This is a genomic window from Candidatus Borrarchaeum sp. (assembly GCF_019058535.1).
Taxonomy (GTDB): domain Archaea; phylum Asgardarchaeota; class Sifarchaeia; order Borrarchaeales; family Borrarchaeaceae; genus Borrarchaeum; species Borrarchaeum weybense.
Genome location: NZ_JAHPYX010000172.1, coordinates 1 through 5,887 on the forward strand (window position 1 = coordinate 1; position 5,887 = coordinate 5,887).

At 34.0% G+C, this 5,887-nt stretch carries 7 protein-coding genes and 1 tRNA gene; 6 read left to right on the forward strand and 2 right to left on the reverse strand.

Features of this window, described 5'->3' with window-relative positions:
- Nucleotides 1-580: glycosyltransferase family 2 protein (locus QVB70_RS10000; RefSeq protein WP_287585609.1), on the reverse strand; the 580-nt coding region annotated here is incomplete at its 3' end.
- A gap of 88 nt (nt 581-668) precedes the next feature.
- Between QVB70_RS10000 and QVB70_RS10005 the strand changes: the two genes are divergently transcribed.
- The 4 genes from QVB70_RS10005 (at nt 669) to QVB70_RS10020 (ending at nt 1,741) form a co-directional block, all read left to right on the forward strand.
- Nucleotides 669-1,061, forward strand: coding sequence for a DUF2304 family protein (locus QVB70_RS10005; RefSeq protein ID WP_287585611.1), 393 nt, complete (start codon nt 669-671; stop codon nt 1,059-1,061).
- Nucleotides 1,062-1,196: 135 nt separating this feature from the next.
- Nucleotides 1,197-1,358 (forward strand): 50S ribosomal protein L40e, encoded by a 162-nt coding sequence (locus QVB70_RS10010; protein ID WP_287585613.1) that lies wholly within the window; start codon nt 1,197-1,199, stop codon nt 1,356-1,358.
- Between the two features lie 16 nt (nt 1,359-1,374).
- Nucleotides 1,375-1,512, forward strand: a tRNA-Val gene (locus tag QVB70_RS10015).
- A gap of 31 nt (nt 1,513-1,543) precedes the next feature.
- Complete coding sequence (locus QVB70_RS10020) at nt 1,544-1,741, forward strand: hypothetical protein (RefSeq protein WP_287585615.1); 198 nt, start codon at nt 1,544-1,546, stop codon at nt 1,739-1,741.
- A gap of 38 nt (nt 1,742-1,779) precedes the next feature.
- On the opposite strand, the gene QVB70_RS10025 is transcribed toward QVB70_RS10020, so the two are convergent.
- On the reverse strand, nt 1,780-3,030 hold the full coding sequence (locus tag QVB70_RS10025) for a glycosyltransferase family 4 protein (RefSeq protein ID WP_287585616.1): 1,251 nt from the start codon (nt 3,028-3,030) through the stop codon (nt 1,780-1,782).
- 161 nt (nt 3,031-3,191) lie between these two features.
- Here QVB70_RS10025 and QVB70_RS10030 point away from each other — a divergent pair, with 161 nt between their 5' ends.
- Complete coding sequence (locus tag QVB70_RS10030) at nt 3,192-4,844, forward strand: glycosyltransferase family 39 protein (RefSeq protein WP_287585617.1); 1,653 nt, start codon at nt 3,192-3,194, stop codon at nt 4,842-4,844.
- Nucleotides 4,845-4,951: 107 nt separating this feature from the next.
- Nucleotides 4,952-5,887: glycosyltransferase family 39 protein (locus QVB70_RS10035; protein WP_287585619.1), on the forward strand; the 936-nt coding region annotated here is incomplete at its 3' end.

Below are 5,887 nucleotides of genomic sequence, written 5' to 3' on the forward strand. Positions count from 1 at the left end.
ACCCTGAACCGAGAACCCGAGTTAAAAACTCTGTATTAAAGCCAAAACGATCCTCTGTTAATGGTAAAATTTCTTTTAACACATTTTTCCGTAACGCTCTAAATCCACTTTGAGAATTAGTAATCTTATGTCCATACTTTTTTCTCAGTACAAAAGTAATGAATTTTTCTCCAATTCGTTTAATTAGAGAGATATTAAGATCATTAGATTCATTAAGATATCTAGAACCTATAACTACATCAGTTTCACCCAATATAATTGGTTTTATAATTTCAGGGATTTCTTTAGGATCATTTTGTGCGTCAGCATCAATAGTAACGATGATATCACCTTTCGCAATTCTAAAACCGGTGATAACAGCAGCGCCATAGCCTCGGTTAAGGATATGATGTACAGACCTAACATAAGGATACTCTTTTGCTACTGAAAATGTATTATCAGTGGATCCATCATCTACAACTATGACCTCATGTTGAATATCGACTGAAATCGCATCAAGTACTTCTCTAAGGGATTGTTCTTCATTGAACGCTGGAATAACAATTGAAAGAGAAGATTTAGAATTGGGATTTGGGATCATAAATACCAACTAAATTTTAAACCGAATTTTTAATAAAAGATTTTTAAGAAAACCATCAACGAACATGATAAAACTTAGGTGTTGCTAAATGGTTGTTTTTCGTAGTATTCAAATAATTGCAGCAATAACAGCGATCATTTTAGTGATACATACATTGCGGCAGTTTTATCGTAAGAGAATTGGACTTGGAGGAATGCTGTTTTGGATCTTTATATGGATTTTGCTTTTAGCTTCCATGATCCTCATTTCATTTGAACCACTTATGTTTGAGTTTTTAAGTGTTATATTTATGACCGAGTTGCCTTTAAATGCAGCTCTTATTTTAGGTGTTATAATTTTGTTTTTCACTTCATATGAACTATATCTCTCAAGAGTAAACACAGATAGGGACATCACCGAAATCGTACGCCATTTAGCAATTATGGAAGAGAAAATAGATTCAATCGCTGAATCCATTAAATTTAAAGAACCTAAAGAATAATACAACTTCTTTGTGGTTCAAATTTTGACTTTACTTCTTCAACGAAAGGATTATAAAGCTATGAAAGTCTAAACTTGACAGCATTGTGTCATAAAAAATTATAAACTTGAAATTTATTGAAAAGGAGACAAATGAATGCCGGTAGCTGATCCAGAACTGAGAGAAATCGCAAGGAAGCACTTACTTTACCACATGATTTGTAGAAAATGCTATGCAAGAAACCCTATTGGCGCAAAGAAATGTCGGCGATGTCGTTCAAAGGACCTTAGATGGAAAAAACGTGAATTAACCGGATAAGATTCAATAATTCTTTGGGCGGGTGGTCTAGCTGGCTATGACGCCGCCCTCACGCGGCGGAGTATTCATACACTTGATGTATGGATCTGGAAGTCGTGAGTTCAAAGGAAAAGAGAGATTATTGCTCTTTCTGAAAATCTCATCCCGCCCACCAAATAAGGACATAAAGAAATCAAGAGGAGATAATGTTGCCAAAACAAATTACCGACCCAGATGAAATCTTAAAACTTTCCGAAAATGCCATTGAAGCACGTATTAAGAGACTAAAAGACATTGTCAAGATAAAAATTCGTACACCAAAGTATCTTTATGTTATGAAAGCAGCGCCAGAAGTAGCGGAAGAGATTCTCAAGCGTGTGCGTTGTGAAATTGTCGAAGTCTGACAATTTTATGGTATATTCTGCAGAAGCATAGAAAATAATCAACTATGCTTACTGAGAACTGTTTCATACATGTTAACGAATTTCTTTGTCATAATTTTTGAATTCAAATTTTTGATTGAATGATTTTTGGCTTTTTCCTGAATCCGTTTAAGTACGTCAGGGTTTTTATAGAGAAATAAAATCTTATCTACTAGTTGTTCAGAGTTTTTTGGCTCTACTAATAGCCCATTTTCGCCATCTCTTATGATTTCGGGGGTTCCACCAGTTTTTGTTGCTATCACTGGTTTACCAAAATGAAATGTCTCTAATAAAACGCGACTTAATGGTTCAGCCCATATGGAAGGAAGTACAATAACATCACAAAGTTCATAAAATGAAGGGATATCTTCATGCGCGATAAATCCAGTGAAAGTAACATATTTATTCAGTTTTAATTCTTGCATAAGTTCTTGTAGTTCGGTTTTTTTATTCCCATCTCCAGCGATCACAAGTTTTATTTGATCCGTTATCTTTACAATATCAGCGAATGCTTTGATGAGATACTCGATTCCTTTTTCGAAAGTAATTCGACCTACATATCCTACAATGAAATCTTCTTCCGAAAATCCATATTCTTGTCTGAGGTTTGTTTGAGATTTACTGGATGATTCAAATTTATGATATTTAGGTATGTTATAAAGCGTTACTAATTTACTCTTGTTGATTTTTAATGTCTTAAAAAGAATATTTCTCACATATTTACTCACACAGATTATTTTGTTAGCCTTTTTGAGAAATATTCGTCTCAAAACCATAAAGATGTAATGATGAAGCCCAGTTTTCCATTTATGTAGGCATTTTATTATAGATGAGGGAGCACATTCATCACATTCTCCTTGATCTGGTATAAACATAGTTAGGCGTGGGCAGATCGGCCAATAATTTCTTATTGTAACTAAAATGGGTTTTCTTAATATTTTGCTCGCAATTATTGCTCCAGGTGTAGTTCTAAAATCTAAAGCATGAATTAGTTCTACATCCTTATTCTTTATACATGATATTATCCTCTTCGCCAGTAGTAAAGAGTACGGCTCAAGAGGATACCCTGTAGCTGGAAAAGGCGCGGGGATTATACGCTGTACTTCTATACCATCTTCTTGTTTTAGAGGCTTCAAATTATCGAGTTTTCTTGTGATTACAACTATTTTATGGTTCAAATTTGCCAGATTTTTTATAAGAATATAATTTGAAATTTCTCCTCCTCCTGTGACATCTGGTGGAAAACGATACGTGATGAAACAGATGTTCACTTTCTTAACCTCTGTATATTGTGATATATACAACCGTAGGAAGTTAGCGTATTTTCCAATAGGAGATCTATTATTTCACTTCAGTTAGTATTTAGATACGTTTTATACGAAAATCACTTAAAGCTATTTGTCAAATCTCATGGGCAACAGATAGTGATGATATGGTGTATGCTCCCGTTATAAGGAAAACCAAAGATATACTTCAGAGAGTATTCCTTGAACGAAATACTCAGATTTTACTTATTATTTTTGTCTTAGCATTGGTTTTACGAATATTGTGTTTAGGAATGAACCCTTTAGTAGGGTTAGTTATCCCTGATGTAATTCGTATTCTGATACTAGGTGAAAATCTTTCCCACGGATTAGGCTATACATTATTCGATCATCCAGAAGAAAAAGTCCCGCCAATTTACCCATTAATTATCGGCGGGGCTTATTTACTTGGAGGAGTCACTTATCAAAGTGCAATTGTTCCTTCGATAATAATAAGTAGTCTTACAGTGATTCCAGTTTACCTTATTGGCAAGAAATTGTCCAATGACCGTTCAGGACTCATCGCAGCATTATTTGTTGCAGTAAATCCTGTACTTTGGTTGTTTTCTGGAATTCCAATGACTGAAACCATTTTCGTATTTTTTACATTATGTGCGTTTTACTTCTTGTTATTCAAAAAGGAAATCCAAAATCAATTTTTAGGAGGGATGTTTATAGGTTTGGCTTACCTAAGTCGATACGCAGGCATCTTAATACTGTTTGCCTACATTCTCATACTAATTTTCAATATAATAAAAAGAAAATATACCAGAGACTTACTTATCGCTTTTATTTGGGTTATTATAGGTTTTTTAATTATTACCTTTCCATGGTTCTTGCGAAATACCATTGTGTTTGGTACACCTATGGGTTTTGGTTTTCTTGAATTATGGAGAGATCCAGTGTCAAGTGGTGTATCAAATCAATATTCAGACGTTAATATGCTTGAGTATTTTCAAACACATTCTGCTCTTGAAATTCTTTCAAGACCTTTTGAGGGCTTGATTTTTTACTCTGTTGTAGCTGTCTTTGCAGTACCCATTACGATCTTGATTTTTGCAATTCCTGGTGTCTATTTCTTAGGTATAAAGGAAAAAAGTTCTCTTATTTACTTGTATTTCATCTTGCATCTTTTCTTTTATGCATGGTTTCCTTCGCGATTGCCGAGATATCTTATCCCACTTATTCCGCTGATTTCAGTATTTGCAGCTATATCAATAGCGAGAATTTATAATTCACAAAGAAATTGGGATTTCCTAGTTTTAAAGAGAATTAAGTTTTCAAGAATTCTAGGGGGACTTTCTTTAACCATTATTGTTACCATAAATATTTACAGTATTCTTTTGCTCTCTTCATTAATTGCTGTTAATCCTACTTTTTCCCTAAACATATCAGAACCTTTGACAAATATCAATTCGAATATTGAAACTCAGTTAATCGAATTTGGAGTTATACCCTCTCCTGCAACAGAAGAATATGTAAAAGCTGCAGAGTGGCTAAAAGATAATGCGCTCTCTGAAGCGGTTGTAATAGCGCGAAAGCCATTAGTGTTTTATCATTTCTCTAGATTGGAGGTTTTAGGATTTCCAAAATTTCATTTAAATCAAACTTTGGAAAATGCGATTTTGAAATCAAATGTCAGTTACATTGTATTAGACTCAATGGAATCAGATTCAAGAGAATACCTTCCAGAGTTATACTTTGAAATGGACATCCCTGAAAACTTTAAGTTAGTTTACAAAGTTGAAAATCCAAGAACTCTAATTTACTTTGTTGAGTGAAAAGAGACAAACTGAAAAAATTTAAAAAACTCGTACTTCATTATCATAGCACTTAATCCGCCAAGACTAACGAAGGTTATATAATTCTACAAAAAAGGAGATTAAATTTGAGTCAGATTCCAAGCGAAATTCTTAAGCCGATGCTCTATACAATTTTTGCATTACTTGTTTTTGTCAGCAGTCTATATGTATTCTATAAAAGACGAGTCATTTTTTCTGATTTCAAATCAATTCTTTCAAAATCTTCAGTAATTGAATTTTATAGCGATTTAAAATCTCTAAAAATCGAAAGATGGAGTTTAATATTAATACTAGTACTCGGTGCTGTTCTTCGTCTTTGGAATTTGGCTAATTGGGTTCCAATTTTTGTAGATGAAGGCGCATGGGGAATCTGGGGCAAAGCTGTATATAATGAATTTGCGTTTGATGATTTTCGATGGCTCTTTATTACATACAGATTCGCTGGAAAGCCAGCATTAGTTGCAATACTCTATGCGCTATCATTCAATCTTTTTGGTATTAATTTATTTGCAATAAGAGTAGTTTCCGCCATATCAGGTATTCTTACAGTCTATTTTGTCTATAAATTAGGACAACTTCTATTTGGAAGCAAAGTCGGTCTTGTTTCTGGATTGATCTTTGCTATTATTCCTTATGACATCTATTATTCACGGTTAGCCTTACAAGATCCAGTTGTCAGTTGTTTCATTACTGGTGCGATTCTCTGTTATAGTTATGGCTTTAAGGAAGATAACATCATCTCAATACTTCTAGGAGGTGTGTTATTTGGATTAGCTGTCGATGCAAAACAATTAGGCTTAAAGGTGGGCATAGTAATCATTCTGTACCTCCTTCTATCAAAAGATATTCGATCACATCTAAAGAAGGCTCCATTCTGGATCTCATCGATCTTGGCAATCATCTTTCATTATCCATTTCTCTATTTCGCTGCACTACGTGACTTTAGCCTTTATACCGCTTATTTAATGAAAGATAGAGCTTCTTCTGGAATTATCTCCATCACATCTACGACGGCTGCTACT